This is a genomic window from Thermodesulfovibrio aggregans, assembly GCF_001514535.1.
GTDB classification, from domain to species: domain Bacteria; phylum Nitrospirota; class Thermodesulfovibrionia; order Thermodesulfovibrionales; family Thermodesulfovibrionaceae; genus Thermodesulfovibrio; species Thermodesulfovibrio aggregans.
In genome coordinates this window covers 279,936-295,331 of record NZ_BCNO01000002.1, presented here as the reverse complement: position 1 = coordinate 295,331, position 15,396 = coordinate 279,936, and the positions used below count along the sequence as shown (strand labels likewise).

Below are 15,396 nucleotides of genomic sequence, written 5' to 3'. Positions count from 1 at the left end.
GATGGGAGCAAAGCTCTTGAGAATGCAGTAGACAATGTATTTCCTCTTGTTTTGAGGCAGAGATGCTGGGCACATAAAATGAGGAATGTAGCGAAATATCTTAGAAAGAAAGATGAAAAGGAATGTCTTTTTGAAGCTAAGAAGATATATAGTGCAGAGAATTTAAAAGAGGCAAAGAGAAATTTTCAGTTATGGGAGAGCAAGTGGGGCAGACTTTATCCTAAAGCAGCAGAGTGTATAAGGAAGAACTGGGAGCAATTGACAGCTTTTTACAAGACACCTAAGGCATTATGGAAGAAGTTAAGGACAACAAACATAATAGAGAGGGCATTTAGGGAAGTAAGGCGAAGAACGAGAACTATGAGTTGTTTTAATAATGTTGAAAGTATTGAAAGAATAGTTTTTGCAGTGATAAGCCATTTAAACGAAAAATGGAGGAATACACCTATTTATGAATTTACACAAAGTTATTGACATTACCTATATATGTATTAAGCTTAATATAAGCATTCTGAAGATTTTCTTCTTTTTCTTTTAACTGTTTCCAGAGCAAATTGAATGGATCAGTAAAGGCTGTTTTTATTATGGCTTTATAGATGAAGAAAAAAGATATGATTTTAAAAATATGTCCTATAAAGTTGAATGAACCATAAACGCTTACATATTCAGTAAAGGAAAGTTCTGCAAGAATTTTTGTAATTAGAGCGAGTTGCAAATATTTAAAGGTAACTTCAGGAAAGAAATTTCTATTTTTTCTTAAAAAACACAGGACGATTCCTAAAATTAGGCATATTATATATTCACTGTAGATTTTAAAATCTGTAAGTCCTTTACCTTCAATGTAGCAGTCTGGGAAGTTTTTAAATACAAAAATAGATAGCATGTTTATAACTGTAATAACCGCATAAATAGTCATTACTGAATAGGCATTTACTTTTTTATTGATAAAAAATAGAGCAACAAGGAAACTCAAGCTTTCAAGATATCTTGCAGAGATCCATAGCTGGGTTGGAAGATTTGCATCAAATCCTTTAAATATATTCATACCCTTATAGGCAAGAGTGTGTAATAAATCAATAAGTGCAATAAAAAGATAGGAGATACCAAGCAAGCTCAGATATCCCTGTTCAATTTTATCTCTGAGCTGAAAGGCTACAATAAAAACAGTAGCACCGATTATGATGCTATAAAGTTCTGCGAAAGTATGAAAAAGTAAATAGCTGTAAAGCGAGCTAAGAGATATGATTATAAGTGTGATAAAAAAAAGAACGTAATCTTCGTATTTTTGAAGATTTTTAAACATAGCTTTTTCAAATTATAGCAAAAAAGTAAAGGGTTTTCCATTGCTTAAAACTTATCATTGCCTATTTCCTTTTTTCTTTCTGCCTTTTTTGCTCATAAGATACCTCCAAAAAAGGTAAAATTTTCAGATTTTGATAGCTTTAGGACTAAAAGTCCCACCAGTAATCCTCAAAGAAGTTGTAGTGGAGTAAAAAGGGCATGTGAGTCCTAACATATTGAAAATTAGGGATTTTAATTTTTTAACTGTCAAAGTTAAGAAAAATAAAATTAAATATTGAGTTAAAAAATTCAGGAAGAATTAAATAAGTCTTCCTAACATTTTAATAAAAGTTTCAAGTAATGATTTGTCATAGCATCCTCTATCTTGAACAAGTATCATAAGAGCATTGTAGGGAGTAAGGGCATATTTCATTGCCCTTGGAGTTGTTAGCATTTCATAGGCATCTGCAATAGCAATAATTTTTCCAAAAAAAGAAATTTCTTCCCCTTTTAGTTTAAAGGGATATCCAGTTCCATTTAGTTTTTCATGGTGGTGAGCAATTCCCTCTATAACCTTTTCAGGAAGATCTAATTCTTTAGCAATATTTACTGATTCAATGACATGGGTTTTATAAATTTGAAATTCCTTTTCTGTAAGTTTGCCAAGCTTTGAAAGTATAAGAGGAGAAATTTTTATTTTACCTATATCATGTAATGCTGACGCTATTCCAAGAAGTCTTAACTCTTCTTTATCTAATTTTATTTTTAAACCGAGAGATAGGCTAAGGATCATTACATTTAAGGAGTGAACATAGTTGTAATTATCAAATTTTTTCATTATTAATAAATTTTCAAGTACCTTTGGTTCTATTATTCCATAATCAATAATTTGATTAATTTTATCACATAAAATTACTAGATTCTTTCTGTTGGTTGGTTCAATATAAACATCTCTCAATATTAATTTCGCCGTTTCTTTTAGTATTTTGGATTCATATTTCCTTTCTTTTATCAGTTTTTCTAAATATTCCTTATAGCGGTCTAAATCTTTTCTTGATATTAAAATATCTTCTTCTGGTAGATAATCTTGTGAAATGGCTTTAGGATTTTCTTCAGATGCATCCAAAAAAATATTAAAATTCTTACCATCATGAAAGTACAAGCTAAAAGTTACAGGAATTTCAGGACTAAGACATTCCTTTTCAATCTTGTAGTAAAATTCGTTATTTATTTGGTAACGGTCAAGTATGTTGTCAAAATATTCTTTGGGCTTAAATTCTAAGAGAAAATCTTGGAAAATTTTTTCATTACTTTTGTCAATATACAAATTGGTGATTTTCTTCTCTCTAAGTTTATTTTTAAGAAAAAAGCTGAATCGTTCACCTTGCTTTAAAATAACTTTCAGTTCTCCACCTTCTTGAATAAATATGTCACAGGGCATTTCTATTCCTAAAGGAAGAAGTTCTGTTTTGACAGGAAAATAATTATCTATTTCTATGACCTGTGTAGCCATAGGTTTTTATTGAGGAATTGTATCAATAAATGCATATTTTGGTTCATGAAGAGGAAGCAATATATCTGCTAATTCTTTAGTTTTCAATACTATATCATATGCTTCGTAGGAGTTTACCAATGTACCAGGTGGAATAACTTCCATTCCCATTCCTATTATTTTAGGAGGAGGATAAAGGTTTTCTTCGATTACACAAAACCCTGTTATTAGTGCTTTACCTTTTTCCGTATCTATGAGAATTGACATTCCTCCGGGAGTGTGAGCAGGTGTGTGAATCATCTTTATTCCTGGAAGAATCTCTGTATCTTCTTTTAAAGTGATAATTTGTCCTTTCTCTTCGATATCTGTTATAAAGTCCTCATTGTATCTAAAATCAAGGGGATGGGGATTATGGATCTGTTCTAATTCTTTTTCGTGAACATAAAACTTGGCATTAACACACTTTGAATCATTTTCACAATGGTCATTGTGCAGGTGCGTATGGATAACTATATCAATATCATCAGGTTTTAATCCGTATTTTGCAAGTCCCTCTTCAAATGTATAAACTTTGCCAAGAGACTTTTCGATCTCAACAGATGTGCGGGGTCTTAATTCACCTGTATCTACAAGTATTTTTAAATCGCCACCTTCTATATACCATGAAAATATTGGAATAATAAAGGGCTTTCCATAATCATGCTGATAGGTCATCATACCTTTATCGAAGATTTTTGCTCCCATAACAATCGGATGTATGCGATACTTCATAATAATTATCTTGTTAATGTAAATCTTGATTTGTCAAGTATCCGGTTATTTTAAATTTTTTATATTTAAATAACTCATGTTATTCTTGCCAATTTTTACCTGGTTTCCCCCAGTCGTATTGGTCAAATTTACCTATTGGATAATCATAGGTAGATTCATAGGCAAGAAACTCCTCATCACCGTAAATATCTCTAAAATCCTCATCATGATCCCAATAGGTCTGAAATTTTGTGGGATCAAGGTCCATAGAGGGTTCTAATCTATCAGGCACTCCGTCATGATCTCTGTCTTCCTCTGCTCTCTGTTGCTCAGTTTTTCCACTCCACCAGGTATGGTAGTGATTAAAGTGGGTAAATTCATGTATCATTATAACTGCAAAAGTATCAATGTAATTATATGAAACAAGTTTTTTCTCTAAAAGAGTTGATAGGTCATATCTGTTTACAAGGGGTATTGTGATTTTGAAATCTCCTCCAACTTTTTCAGTTAGGTCACATACATGTATAGTTTTAAATAGGTAATCGGGCTTAAAAATCGCTACAACATGTCCACCCTTACATAAATCAAAATCAGTACCTCCGAACTCTATATTTACATTCTGCCCAAGAGGTTTTGCTGCAGGCGTTTGCTTCCAGTAATAAAACCAGTTACGATACTTTCCCTCTGGATTATTCTTTGCATCACGGGGATAAAAAAGCATAATTTCCTTTGTATCCTCTATGGTGCAACCATCTACATTAATACGGGCTTTAACTTTTTGTATTCCAAAAGATTCCACACTGGTTGGTAATCCTTTATACATTACTTCTGCCCTTGAACCCTTTGGTTGTGAAAAAACAGAGGCTGGCTGAATAATCTTATGTGAACCTTCCATCTCGGGAATTTCCCACTCTATGCGGTCTTCATATCCTGAAGGTGTTGTTTTTGCCTCAAGTTCAAGAATAAGTCTTCCTGTGTTTCCGTCATCAGTAAAAACATACTTGCTTTGTTGAACGGGTTTGATTATTTCAACTTTTATGTTTTTTGGTTGTGTACATTGTTCTGGCTCATTTCTTTTTATCTTTAGATGAAGTGTCATTGTTGAACCTAATGAACACGAAGGTATAGAATTTGATTTACTGCCTATTTCTTTTTTTAATGTAAAAGCTCCCATATTAAGCAATTTCTCAAGTTCTGCTGAAGTAAGTCTCCATTTTCCAGTTGTGCATCCTATTGATACAGGTATCTTATCAAGTCCATCTTTTGCATAGAAAGTTACCTCTGGAGTGTAAGCTTCAATGTCCATTTCCTTATTGTCAACAGTAGAGATGCTTACCACTTCCGATGAAAAATTGGGATAAAACTCACCCTTTTCAATCTCATAGAGAATAAAATTTGCATATCTATCACAGGTCTTGGGTGTATAATAGCTCCATTTAGTACATGTTTTACCTGCAAAGCTCAATACTTTGATATCTGTAGATAAAGTGTCAAGTTCATACTCTTTTTCATTCTCGAACTTTCCTGTATGGATGTTGTAAGTTTTCAAAACTACAAGATTGCCAACAAATTTTTCTTTGATTGCATAGCTTATTTCACGCTCAATCTGTTCCCTATCTCTCAGAAGTTTTTCACCACTTTCAACAATTATATATCCTTCAACCGGTATAGCTTCAGCAATTTGGGGATTTTCTACTTGCTCACTTAGTCCCCCAAGTATATATTTTGCATTTCTGTATTGACTATTAATTATTTCCCTGCGTCTCTGTATTTCCTTTTCAGGATTATCTGCTGGTCGGGAAGAAATATTCTGCATACCTGTGAAGCTATCTACATTATTATTAAATGTTTCTATGACCTTCTTATATTTATCCAAAAGATTATTAATATTTGTATTTTCCTCCATTTGCTGTTCTATTTCTCTTAACTGTTGTTCAAGCTGAGATTGAGATTTAGCATGAGTTATAAAGTAAAATAAAGAAAGAAATGACACTACTAAGACCACTAAAAATATTTTGCTTTTAATTCCCATTTTTTATTCCTTTCAAAATTATTTTGTTCAATCAATATTCAAGTATACATAAAAATTTTAACTACTGCTACTATGACCTTTATTTTTTAAAAAACAACAAGAGCCTCTTATTCTCTTTTTCAAATGGCAGATTAGTCAACAATTATGATAAAATTGAAAAACAATAATTATGGAGGTGGAAAATGAAAAAAGTGCTTGTTCTTTATTATTCAAGGACAGGAAATACAGAAAAGATGGCAAAAATGATTGCTCAGGGACTTACGGATAAAGGAGTAACTGTGGATTTAAAAAGAGTTGAAGAGATTAGTGTTGATAATCTTCCAGAGTATGATGGCTACATTATTGGATCACCTAATTATTTTGGAACAATGGCAGCTGAGGTTAAAAAATTTATTGATGAAAGTGTTAAATACTATAGAAAAATTGAAGGAAAGCTTGTAGCAGCTTTTACATCTACAGGAATGATTGGTGGAGGTGGAGAAACTGTTTGCCTTGATATTCTGAAGGCATTTTTAATTCATGGATGTATATGTTTAGGTTTCACAAGACTTGGACATTATGGTCCTGTTTCAATTGGAAAACCAGATGAAAGAGTTGAAAGAGAAATATCGGAAATGGTAAATAAGTATGCCGAAGTATTGAAAAGAATATAATGTTTGATAGAAAAAAACAGCTAAAGTGGGCATCATTAAAAGTTGGTATTGTTATAACAATTACACTACTAATTATTTTTTCAATAATCATCTTTTCTGGTGGAATACAGTCTCTATTTAAAGAGAGAGTCCCTCTTAATATCTATATCTCAGATGTAAAGGGACTTCGCAAAGGTGCTGTAGTGAGGGTTGCAGGAGTTGATGTTGGAGAGGTTAAAGAAATTAAACTAAGCAAAGAATACGGAACAGTAGTAAAAGTTTTACTAGATAGAGATGTTTTGGGTTATTTAAAATCAGACGCTCAAGCAACTGTCCAGACAATAGGACTTCTTGGTGATAAATATATTGAAATTTTTCCAGGTGAATCTCAGGAAAGCTTTGATGTATCAAAGGGCATGTATGGTTATTCTCAGATAGAAGTTAGGGAAATATTAGGAGTTGCAACATCAACTATTAAAAAGATCGAAGGATTAGTTAGTAGAGTAGACTCATTAATGGCAAAAATAGATAAATCTGAAGGAACTATTCCAAAGCTATTAACTGACCCTTCTCTTTACAATAATTTAAACTCAGCAATCCTAGAACTTAGAAAAACAGTAGAAGAAATAAGACTTGGAAGCATAGGAATGATTTCAAGGGATAAGGAGTTTTATCAAAAACTTTCAAATGCTTTAAAAAACTTCGAAGAAGCTTCAAATAAAATATCCTCAGCACAGGGAACTTTCGGTAAGATGATAAATGATCCTACTTTATATGAAAATCTTTTGAAAACTTCTCAAAGACTTGATAGTCTCTTAAGGGAAATTGAATCCTCTCAGGGAACTCTCAAAATGTTGATAAGTGATAAAGCATTGGCAGAAGATTTAAAACAAAGCATTAGGGAGCTTAAAGAACTTATTGAAGAAATAAAGAAAGATCCTAAAAAATTTTTCAAATTCAGTATCTTTTAGTTATAATGTCTTATGGCAATACTTGAGATAAAAAAATATCCTGATGAAGTCCTGAAAGGCAAAGCTGAATCAGTAACCGAGATAAATGGTGATTTACAGAAACTTATTGATGATATGATTGAAACTATGTATAAATCTAATGGTATTGGTTTGGCTGCTCCACAGGTAGGAGTCTCAAAAAGACTCATCGTTGTTGATACTTCTATACGAGAGGAAAATCAATCGCTTATTGTTTTAATAAATCCTGAAATAAAACTAAGCGAAGGGGATATTCTTTCTGAAGAGGGTTGTTTAAGTTTACCAGGTTTTATAACAAGGCTAAAAAGGAAAGAGAAGGTTTATGTGACAGGCTTGGATAGGAAAGGTAATCCCATTGAAATTGAAGCCACTGGGCTTCTTTCAAGAGCTTTGCAACACGAGATAGATCATCTTGATGGCATTCTTATTATTGATAGAATAAGTCCACTTAAAAGAGAGCTTTTCAGAAGAAAATACTCAAAATCAAAGAAATAGCTCTGTCATGCCAGCCGGAATAATTTTTTTCGGGACTCCAGAATTTGCAGTCCCTTCACTTAAAGCTTTAATTGAAAGAGATGAAAAAATACTTCTCGTTATAACCCAGCCTGATAAACCAAAGGGAAGAGGAAAAAACATTCAACCAAGTGAGGTTAAAAAGATAGCCTTAGAATATGGACTTTCATTGGCACAGCCAGAAAAAATAAGAGATGAAAATTTTATAGAGATGTTAAAGAGACTAAATCCTGAGTTTGCAGTAGTGGTTGCATATGGAAAGATTCTTCCAAAGGAAATTCTTGAAATACCAAAATACGGCTGCATAAATCTACATGCCTCCTTGTTACCAAAATATAGAGGAGCAGCACCAATTCAATGGGCTTTGATAAATGGAGAAAAGACAACTGGAGTAACCACCATGCTTATTGATGAAGGACTTGACACAGGTCCTGTGCTTTTGCAAAAGGAAGTTCAGATAGAGGATGAAGATAATGCTCAAACACTATCAGAAAGACTCTCTAGAGTAGGTGCTGAATTGATTGTTGAGACAATTGAAAAGATGAGAAAAGGAGAAATTGAACCAAAGCCTCAAAAAGGTGAGCCAAGTTATGCTCCTCCGCTTAAAAAAGAAGATGGAAAGATTAACTGGAGTTCCTCAGCACGACAAATATTTAATCTTATCAGAGGCACCTATCCATGGCCCTGTGCATATAGTTTTTTAAAAAATGAAAGAGTAAAAATAATTAAAGCAGAAGTAATTGAAGGAGTTGCAACTCCAGGCATGATTGTTAAGGCGAAAAATGAGTTAGTTGTTGGAACAGGTAGTGGTTTACTCAGAATTCTTCTGATTCAACCTGAAGGCAAAAAAGTAATGACAGCAAAGGAGTTTCTCTCTGGAAGGAAAATAAATGAAGGTGTGGATTCGTTTTGTTAGAGGTTTTGTTCTTAAGATCCTCTATCCTGTGCTTATGCTTGCTGGAGCATTTTTAAAATCTAAAAAAGCTCAATTTCAGGCATACATTGTGAGACTCAACAATCATCTTGTCATGCGTGATAGTGTAAAGCCTGAAAAAATCCTTCTCTTGCTTCCTCACTGTATTCAAAACTCAAAATGCGATGTTAGACTTACCTTTGATGTTTATAAATGTCGTAGATGTGGAAACTGTAGAATAAAAGATTTAATTGAACTTGCAGAAACTCATCATGTATCAATTTCTATTGCTACAGGAGGAACGATTGCAAGAAAGGTAGTAAAAGAGATTAGACCTGATGCAATAGTTGCTGTTGCATGTGAAAGAGACCTTTCAAGCGGAATAGTTGATACCTATCCAATACCTGTGCTTGGTATACTAAATGAAAGACCATTTGGACCATGTATTGACACAACTGTCAATCTTAATAAAGTAGAGGATGCGATTAAATGGTTTATAAATCGCCAAGAAAAACTGCAGTAGAGATTTTAAGCACTGTGTTGTATAAGAAAAAATCTTTAAAATCTCTACTTACTGATAGGGTTCTTGCATCTTTCCACAGGCATGATAGAGCGTTCCTCATAGAGGTTTTATATGGTACTTTGAGAAACTTATACTTGATCGATTTTTTGCTTGAAAATTTTTTTAAAAATAAAAAAGGTCTTTCTCCTTTTACAATAAATAATCTACGAACTGCAGTATATCAATTACTATTCATGAAAATTCCAGAATATGCTGTAACTTTTGAAGCTGTAAATATTGAAAAAATTTTTAATGGAAAACCTGCAGTTGTAAATGCCATATTGAGAAGTTTTATAAAAAAGTATTCTGGCAAAGGGTTAGAAGAAATCTTGAGCATTAACCTTCCTCTCTCAATAAAATACTCTCATCCTGAGTGGCTTATCAAAAGATGGCTTAAAAGGTTTTCACCTGAAGAGGTAGAGTCTCTTCTTAAGGCAAATAATAAAAAACCACCTTTTACAATTGCTGTAAAACCTGAAGAAAGAGGTTTAGTAGCAGATTATTTAAAAGAAAAAGGATTTGATGTAGAGTTCTCAGAATCAGTATCATCTGGACTGAAGATATATGGGCAGGGTTATGAAATAAGAGAAGTTCTTAATCAATCTTCTTTTTTCTGGATAGTTCAGGATGAAGCTTCTCAACTTGTTTGTTTTCTTTTAGAGCCCTTTGAAGATGCGAGAGTTTTTGATGCCTGTGCAAGCCCAGGAGGTAAAACTTTGCTTACTGCTGCTTTGATGAAAAAAGGAGAAATTATATGTATTGAAAACAATAAAGAGAGATTTAAACTACTACAGGAAAACATTGAAAGATTAAAAAGATTCGTTCCTGATGTAAATATAAAACCTGAACTTGCAGATGTTCTTCAGATAAACTTTAAGTACTCTTTTGACAGGATCATTCTTGATGCACCGTGTTCTTCAACGGGAGTAATTAGAAGAAATCCTGATGTAAGATACAGAGTAAGTGAAGAGGAAATTAAAAGACTTTCTAAAATTCAAAAAATAATGCTTGAGAAAGTCTCACGATTTTTAGCTAAAAACTCTTTCCTTGTATACTCTGTGTGTTCAACTGAGCCTGAGGAGGGAGAAGAGGTAATTGAAAGCTTTTTACAGAATCATGATGAATTTAGTAGTATAGATAAGTTGAGAACATATCCACATGTAGAGGGAACAGACGGATTTTTCATAGCTAAACTGTTAAGAAATTGATGAAGAAAGTTTTATACATAGCAGGAGCAATATTAGCAGGTTTTTTAGCAGGGTATCTTTCCTTAACCATTTTTGTTTCAGGAGGAACCACAGAAGTGCCTGATTTAAGAGGAAAGGATATTGTTCAGGCGAATCAATTGCTGAAAGAAAAAGGACTTTATATAAGAATTGACGGAGAAGAGTATTCGGAAATGCCTACAGGAACAGTTTCAAGACAATCTCCGCCTTCAGGCACAAAGATTAAAAAGGGAAGAGAAGTTGGAGTTGTAATGAGTAAAGGATTGAGATTCACAGTTTTCCCTGATGTAAGAGGATTGAGTTTTGAGGAAGTTGAGAAAATTTTGAATGAAAAGAGTATTCCAATAGAAAAAGTAATAAAAATTCATTCAGATAAATATCCTGAAAACACAGTTATCGCTCAGTCACCAGAACCCCAGGAAGGAGGAAAAGCGATAAAACTAATTGTGAGTCTTGGGAAGGAAGAAGAATGAAAAAACTTATTGAAAAAGCTGAAAAATTAAGAAAAGATGGTTTATTTAAAGACTCATTGAGACTGTGGAAGAAGATCTACAAAAATGCTTTAAAGAGTTCTGATATCTCTATAACATTGGATGCTTTAATTGCTCTGGGAGATTTAAGTAGAATTTTGGGAAATTTTAAAAATGCTATTGTTTATTATGAAGAAGCTTTTGAAGTTGCTCAAGCTCTTAAGGATGAAATTTGTCAGGCAGATGCATTAGTGGGGATAGCATTGTCAAAAAAGGCGATGGGACAGTGGAAGGAATCTCTGAAATTTTTAGTAAGAGCAAGAAAAATTTATGAAAAACATAAAGATAAAAAAGCAATATATTTTACACTGTGGGCTGAGGGAACTGTATGGCGATGGGGTGGAAGAATTAGAAAATCTATTGAGTGTTTTAAAAAAGCTCTTGAAGGATTTAGTAAACTCAAAGATAAAGAAGGCATTGGGTATAGTTGTTGTGGTCTTGGTGGAAGCATGAGAGTCTATAAAGATTATGTAAATTCTATGAAATATTACAAAAGGGCAAATGAAATATTTCAAAAAATTGGTGATAAATTTGGAATGGCATACTCTTTTTGCGGAATAGGTAATGCTTACAGAATGATAAATGATCTTAAGAATGCTGAAAAGTTTTTCAAAAAAGCATTAAACCTTTATAGCAAAATCGGTGATATAGTAAGCTCATCATATACTTTGTGGAGTATGTCAATGACATGTATCTTAAAACAAGACTACAAAGCAGCGTTGCAATACATTGAAAGGGCTGAAAAAAACTTCAAAAAATGTAAAGATCCAAGAGGTTTGATATATTGTAAAATCCAAAGAGGCATGTTTAATTATTTAAGCAAGAGAAAAAAACTGGCAAAAAAGTATTTTAATGAAGCCTTAATAGAAGCCGATAGGCACAAGTTTGCACTTGAAAAAAAGTATGCCCATGATTTACTTATGGGAAAATATTCGTTGCCTTATAACATCCCGTAGAGTATAATTTATGATGGTAAATGCAAGGATAATAACAATTCCGAACATATTAAGTTTTCTCCGCATATTTCTTGTCCCCTTTTTTATACTCGCAATGAATTCAAAGGACTATTCGGCTGCATTAAAAATTGTCATTGTTGCAGGTTTAACAGACAGTCTTGATGGAATTATTGCAAGAAAATTCAATCAAATATCAAAACTTGGAGTTGTTCTTGACCCTTTAGCAGACAAATTTCTTCTTTTGAGTATTATGATTACATTTTATATTAACGAGCTTGCACCAAAATGGTTTATAATATTAGTTTTCATAAGAGATGCTCTTGTAGCCATTGGTTGGTTAGAAATTTATTTAAGAAAAAAAGAGATAACAAAACCAACAATGCTTGGAAAAGCAAGTAATGCATCCCAGGTAATTATCTTTGGTTATATTCTTCTTGCAACAAACTTTAATATTCCACCTATACCTCAATTTGGATATTTCTTCGTAAGTTTTTTAGCCATTGTCTCACTATTACAATACATACTGATAAGAAATGGCAAAATCAGGAGTTAAAATTGAACATGTACATACTTCAACTCCTGCCTATAAAGCAGGTTTAAAAGAAGGGGACATAATACTCTCAATAAACCGACATTCTATTAAAGATGTTCTTGATTTAATGTTCTATACTGATGAAGATTTTCTTAAGATTACAGTTGAAAGAGAAGGTAAAAAAATAAGTTTTAATATTAAAAAGAAAGCACAGCCTTTGGGAATAGAGGTAGAACCTTTCAGAGTAAAAAGATGTGTTAATAAATGTTTATTCTGCTTTGTTGAACAACTGCCGAAGGGATTAAGAAAGTCACTCTATGTTAAAGATGAAGACTATAGAGCAAGCTTTCTTTATGGTAATTATATTACATTAACAAACCTCACCCAAAAAGACTACGAAAGAATAAAAAAGTTGAGACTATCTCCTCTTTACATCTCTGTACATGCCACAGATCCTGAGATAAGAAATACTCTTTTGCAAAACTTTGAAGCACCACCTATTATGATGGAACTAAAAAAACTTGCAAGGATGAAAATCAGAATGCATACCCAGGTGGTGCTTTGTCCCGGGTTTAATGATGGAAAAGTTCTTGAGAGAACAATTTTGGAACTTCATAAGCTTTATCCCTATGTTTCTTCAATAGCAATTGTACCTGTCGGGCTTACAAAGTATCACAAAAATGGACTTACTCCTGTGACAAAAAATAAAGCTGAAGAGGTAATAGGAGTTGTTGAAAAATTTCAGAAAAGATTTAGAAAAAAACATGGAATTAGTTTTGTCTATCTTGCCGATGAATTTTATATTAAAGCTAAAATGTCTTTCCCTCCTATTAATATTTATGATGATTTCCCTCAAATTGAAAACGGAGTTGGAATGGTTCCACTATTTATGGACAAAGCAAAAAAACTTAGAATACCATCAATGAAGTTGAAACAGAGATTTGTTACTTTTACAGGAACCTCTTTCTATCCATATCTTTACGAATTCATTGAGAGGCTAAAGAAAAAAAACATTCCGATTGATGTTTATCCTTTGAAAAACAATATGTTTGGAGAGACTGTGACAGTAACAGGACTTTTAACTGGTGAAGATATAATCAGAGGGTTAGCTCAATATGTTGAACCGGGAGATTTTCTTCTTATTCCTGATGTTACAATGAAGGATTCAGATGGAATCTTTATAGATAACTTAAAAATGAGTGATATTGAAAAGATTTTAAAAATCAAAGCAATAAAAATTAGTTCAGAACCTGTGTACTTATTGAAGGAGATAAAAAATCAAGAGAAGTATTGCGGTCAATAAGCCAAATATCACCTCTATACTGAATACCTTAAATTAGCAAGATTGACAAAATTTAACTTTTTAGGTTAATTTAAATTACTGATGGGCCTATAGCTCAGCTCGGTTAGAGCGCACCCCTGATAAGGGTGAGGTGGTTGGTTCGACTCCAACTAGGCCCATTGAGATGTGGGGGTGTAGCTCAGTTGGGAGAGCGCCTGCTTTGCACGCAGGAGGTCGTGGGTTCGAATCCCTTCACCTCCACTTTAAATTTCAAGGGTTTTCATAGTATGCAACACTCTGTTTCACCCCGATTGTGACATTTTTTGTGATGTGAATGTTGTCTAAAGCCTTTACAGCTTCCATGTATTTTAACTCATAACAAAGTTCAGCTACTGATTTACTGCCTTTGATCCCTTCTAAACTCAAGCCATTTTTTCTTCTGCTGTCCATTTAGTACTTTCCGACTTCGTCCTCAGGAAAATGCTTTGCATTTTCTTTGTTTCACTTATACCCCTCTCGTTTGATTTTTTTCTTTCTGTTCTGCTGAAAAAGTTTAACCTCTACAAACTGATCGTGTCCACTATTTGAGGGGTTCAGTATACGATGTAGCCCTGTTCGTTTAGTATTTCCTTTTTTATTTTCTCAGGCAGACTCTTTATTCTTGATGCTATGATGTAACCGTAGCCTCTGTTTTTTATTGCCTCTATGTTTATTTTGCTCATCAATGCTTTGTCAGCTACTATAACTACTTTCCTTATCCCAAATTTTTTGCTGAGTTTGTCAAGCATCACTTCAAGGGTCTTTCCTTCAAAGGTGTTTCCAGGAAATATTTCATATCCCACTGGTCTTCCTTCCATGTCTATAAGTAATCCAAATACTACCTGAACATGATTTATTTTTCCTTCTTTGCTATATCCAAATTCCCTGAATCCATCCCTTCGTTTTTTAAATGAATTTATCAAGATAAAATTGAACAAATTTATAAAAAAGTTGCCACTACACTTTTTGAAAGTAAAAAATTAGAATGTAGATTTTTCAACGGTTTACAACGATAAAATCGCAAAAATTAGCCTCCAACTGACAAAGTCAGGATGAATTTTTTATGAATTTATTCTCAATGGTGGTTGTATTCATTCTGGGATATGTACTGTTCCAAATGGGACAGTAACCTTCTTTTTTTGTTCTAAATGGAACAATCCAATTCAAATTTTATTCTTATTTTTCAATAGGTTGGCATCTGGCAAAACTTTTGCATTTATTTAAAAAAACTCTCAGGAGGTAAACGATGGAAAGAATTTTAGTATGTTTTGACGGTTCTGATTGGTCAAAGAGAGCTCTTGAGAAAGCGATAGAGATTGCTCAGAAATTTGGCTCTCATATTACGGTTCTTTCAGTTGTCCCAAAGGTTTGTTTTCTTGAAATAGGAGTTGACTGTGCAACTGTTGAGGGCATTTTTAAGGCAGAATTTGAAGGCAACCTCAAAAGGGCACAGCAAATTCTTGAAGAAAAGGGGGTGAAAGGAGAGACAGTTATTTTAGAAGGTATTCCAGCTGATGTTATAGTTGACTTTGCGACGAATTTTGACTTAATTGTCATGGGATCAAAAGGAAAGGATGCTACAGAGAGAACGCTATTCGGAAGCGTTACTCAAAAGGTAGCTGCCAATGCTACAAAATCAGTTTTAATAGTAAGATAAGGAGGAGAGT

General features: G+C 33.2%; 17 protein-coding genes, 2 tRNA genes and 1 pseudogene. 14 read left to right on the top strand and 6 right to left on the bottom strand.

Annotated elements, in window-relative coordinates; genetic code table 11:
* Positions 1 to 474: transposase (locus tag TAGGR_RS08010; RefSeq protein WP_173636699.1), on the top strand; the 474-nt coding region annotated here is incomplete at its 5' end.
* Here TAGGR_RS08010 and TAGGR_RS08005 read toward each other — a convergent pair.
* The 4 genes from TAGGR_RS08005 to TAGGR_RS07990 all read right to left on the bottom strand — a co-directional run bounded on the left by TAGGR_RS08005 (position 458) and on the right by TAGGR_RS07990 (position 5,555).
* A complete protein-coding gene (locus TAGGR_RS08005) occupies positions 458 to 1,303 on the bottom strand; it encodes a membrane-associated sensor domain-containing protein (RefSeq protein ID WP_059176841.1) in 846 nt (281 codons plus the stop codon). The genes TAGGR_RS08010 and TAGGR_RS08005 overlap by 17 nt on opposite strands.
* A gap of 297 nt (positions 1,304 to 1,600) precedes the next feature.
* On the bottom strand, positions 1,601 to 2,794 hold the full coding sequence (locus TAGGR_RS08000) for an HD-GYP domain-containing protein (RefSeq protein WP_059176840.1): 1,194 nt from the start codon (positions 2,792 to 2,794) through the stop codon (positions 1,601 to 1,603).
* 6 nt (positions 2,795 to 2,800) lie between these two features.
* Positions 2,801 to 3,544 (bottom strand): N-acyl homoserine lactonase family protein, encoded by a 744-nt coding sequence (locus TAGGR_RS07995; RefSeq protein WP_059176839.1) that lies wholly within the window; start codon positions 3,542 to 3,544, stop codon positions 2,801 to 2,803.
* Between the two features lie 79 nt (positions 3,545 to 3,623).
* The gene (locus tag TAGGR_RS07990) at positions 3,624 to 5,555 is read right to left on the bottom strand and encodes a hypothetical protein (RefSeq protein WP_059176838.1); all 1,932 of its coding nucleotides are present in this window, start codon (positions 5,553 to 5,555) and stop codon (positions 3,624 to 3,626) included.
* 182 nt (positions 5,556 to 5,737) lie between these two features.
* On the opposite strand from TAGGR_RS07990, the gene TAGGR_RS07985 reads away from it, so the two are divergent.
* From TAGGR_RS07985 to TAGGR_RS07930, 12 genes are all read left to right on the top strand, one after another.
* Positions 5,738 to 6,208 (top strand): flavodoxin family protein, encoded by a 471-nt coding sequence (locus TAGGR_RS07985; protein WP_059176837.1) that lies wholly within the window; start codon positions 5,738 to 5,740, stop codon positions 6,206 to 6,208.
* Positions 6,208 to 7,158, top strand: a complete 951-nt coding sequence (locus TAGGR_RS07980; RefSeq protein WP_059176836.1) for an MlaD family protein — start codon at positions 6,208 to 6,210, stop codon at positions 7,156 to 7,158. Before TAGGR_RS07985 ends, TAGGR_RS07980 begins: the two co-directional genes overlap by 1 nt.
* A gap of 12 nt (positions 7,159 to 7,170) precedes the next feature.
* Positions 7,171 to 7,671, top strand: coding sequence for a peptide deformylase (gene def / locus TAGGR_RS07975; protein ID WP_059176835.1), 501 nt, complete (start codon positions 7,171 to 7,173; stop codon positions 7,669 to 7,671).
* A 7-nt stretch (positions 7,672 to 7,678) separates the two neighbouring features.
* Complete coding sequence (gene fmt, locus TAGGR_RS07970) at positions 7,679 to 8,605, top strand: methionyl-tRNA formyltransferase (protein WP_059176834.1); 927 nt, start codon at positions 7,679 to 7,681, stop codon at positions 8,603 to 8,605.
* Positions 8,580 to 9,125, top strand: a complete 546-nt coding sequence (locus tag TAGGR_RS07965) for a DUF116 domain-containing protein (RefSeq protein ID WP_059176833.1) — start codon at positions 8,580 to 8,582, stop codon at positions 9,123 to 9,125. Before fmt ends, TAGGR_RS07965 begins: the two co-directional genes overlap by 26 nt.
* On the top strand, positions 9,092 to 10,372 hold the full coding sequence (gene rsmB, locus TAGGR_RS07960; RefSeq protein WP_059176832.1) for a 16S rRNA (cytosine(967)-C(5))-methyltransferase RsmB: 1,281 nt from the start codon (positions 9,092 to 9,094) through the stop codon (positions 10,370 to 10,372). The genes TAGGR_RS07965 and rsmB overlap by 34 nt, the downstream gene beginning before the upstream one ends.
* Positions 10,372 to 10,863, top strand: coding sequence for a PASTA domain-containing protein (locus TAGGR_RS07955; RefSeq protein WP_059176831.1), 492 nt, complete (start codon positions 10,372 to 10,374; stop codon positions 10,861 to 10,863). Before rsmB ends, TAGGR_RS07955 begins: the two co-directional genes overlap by 1 nt.
* Positions 10,860 to 11,876 carry a tetratricopeptide repeat protein gene (locus TAGGR_RS07950; protein ID WP_059176830.1) on the top strand — a complete coding sequence of 339 codons (1,017 nt, stop codon included), beginning with the start codon at positions 10,860 to 10,862 and terminating at the stop codon, positions 11,874 to 11,876. Before TAGGR_RS07955 ends, TAGGR_RS07950 begins: the two co-directional genes overlap by 4 nt.
* 10 nt (positions 11,877 to 11,886) lie before the next feature.
* Complete coding sequence (locus TAGGR_RS07945) at positions 11,887 to 12,429, top strand: CDP-alcohol phosphatidyltransferase family protein (protein WP_059176829.1); 543 nt, start codon at positions 11,887 to 11,889, stop codon at positions 12,427 to 12,429.
* A complete protein-coding gene (locus TAGGR_RS07940; RefSeq protein WP_059176828.1) occupies positions 12,410 to 13,711 on the top strand; it encodes a DUF512 domain-containing protein in 1,302 nt (433 codons plus the stop codon). The genes TAGGR_RS07945 and TAGGR_RS07940 overlap by 20 nt, the downstream gene beginning before the upstream one ends.
* Positions 13,712 to 13,794: 83 nt before the next feature.
* A tRNA-Ile gene (locus tag TAGGR_RS07935) sits at positions 13,795 to 13,869 on the top strand.
* Between the two features lie 9 nt (positions 13,870 to 13,878).
* Positions 13,879 to 13,951, top strand: a tRNA-Ala gene (locus TAGGR_RS07930).
* Between the two features lie 9 nt (positions 13,952 to 13,960).
* On the opposite strand, the gene TAGGR_RS07925 is transcribed toward TAGGR_RS07930, so the two are convergent.
* Both TAGGR_RS07925 and TAGGR_RS07920 read right to left on the bottom strand, forming a co-directional pair.
* Positions 13,961 to 14,140, bottom strand: a complete 180-nt coding sequence (locus TAGGR_RS07925; protein ID WP_059176827.1) for a hypothetical protein — start codon at positions 14,138 to 14,140, stop codon at positions 13,961 to 13,963.
* Positions 14,141 to 14,292: 152 nt separating this feature from the next.
* Positions 14,293 to 14,634 (bottom strand): annotated as a pseudogene (locus tag TAGGR_RS07920) (IS1634 family transposase); the annotation flags it as partial.
* Between the two features lie 341 nt (positions 14,635 to 14,975).
* On the opposite strand from TAGGR_RS07920, the gene TAGGR_RS07915 reads away from it, so the two are divergent.
* Complete coding sequence (locus TAGGR_RS07915) at positions 14,976 to 15,386, top strand: universal stress protein (protein WP_059176825.1); 411 nt, start codon at positions 14,976 to 14,978, stop codon at positions 15,384 to 15,386.
* The last annotated feature ends 10 nt before the right edge of the window (positions 15,387 to 15,396 follow it).